1 rRNA gene is annotated in these 1,210 nt (G+C 52.2%); it reads left to right on the top strand.

Going from position 1 to position 1,210, the window contains the following annotated elements:
* Positions 1-1,210 (top strand): 23S ribosomal RNA (locus tag AC58QM_RS35880); the annotation flags it as partial.

Raw genomic sequence — 1,210 nt, 5'->3', positions numbered from 1 at the left:
GGTTAAGCTAGAAAGAGCACACGGAGGATGCCTAGGCACTAGGAGCCGAAGAAGGACGTGGCGAACGACGAAATGCCTCGGGGAGCCGTAAGCAGGCTTTGATCCGGGGATGTCCGAATGGGGGAACCCAGCTGTGGTAATGCGCAGTTACTCTAAAGTGAATACATAGCTTTAGTAGAGGCAGACCCAGGGAACTGAAACATCTAAGTACCTGGAGGAAAAGAAAACAAAAGTGATTCCGTCAGTAGCGGCGAGCGAAAGCGGAATAGCCCAAACCAAGGAGCTTGCTCCTTGGGGTTGTAGGACCTCGACATGGGGTTAGTTTGGTAGGCGAAGTGATCTGGAAAGGTCCGGCATAGAAGGTAAAAGCCCTGTAGCCCAAACTGAACGAATCCCCTAGAGGTATCCTGAGTACGGCGGGTCACGTGAAACCCCGTCGGAATCCGGCAGGACCATCTGCCAAGGCTAAATACTCCCTAGTGACCGATAGTGAAGCAGTACCGTGAGGGAAAGGTGAAAAGCACCGCGGAAGCGGAGTGAAAAAGAACCTGAAACCGTGTGCTTACAAAAAGTCAGAGCCCTCTATATGGGTGATGGCGTGCCTTTTGTAGAATGAACCGGCGAGTTACGTTCCCGTGCGAGGTTAAGTTGAAAAGACGGAGCCGCAGCGAAAGCGAGTCTGAATAGGGCGCTTTAGTACGTGGACGTAGACCCGAAACCGTGTGATCTACCCCTGTCCAGGGTGAAGGTGAGGTAACACTCACTGGAGGCCCGAACCCACGAATGTTGAAAAATTCGGGGATGAGGTGGGGGTAGCGGAGAAATTCCAATCGAACTCGGAGATAGCTGGTTCTCCCCGAAATAGCTTTAGGGCTAGCCTCGGATGTTGAGTTGTGGAGGTAAAGCACTGATTGGGTGCGGGGCCCGCCAAGGGTTACCAAGTCCAGTCAAACTCTGAATGCCACAAACTTAAATCCGGGAGTCAGACAGTGAGTGCTAAGATCCATTGTCAAAAGGGAAACAGCCCAGACCATCAGCTAAGGTCCCCAAGTGTGTGTTAAGTGGGAAAGGATGTGGAGTTGCACAGACAACCAGGATGTTGGCTTAGAAGCAGCCACCATTGAAAGAGTGCGTAATAGCTCACTGGTCGAGTGACTCTGCGCCGAAAATGTAACGGGGCTAAACACGCCACCGAAGCTATGGCTTGCAC

It is taken from the genome of Paenibacillus sp. J22P165 (genome assembly GCF_059692015.1).
Note: the sequence above shows the minus strand (reverse complement) of the source record. Positions and strands in the feature narration are given on the sequence as shown.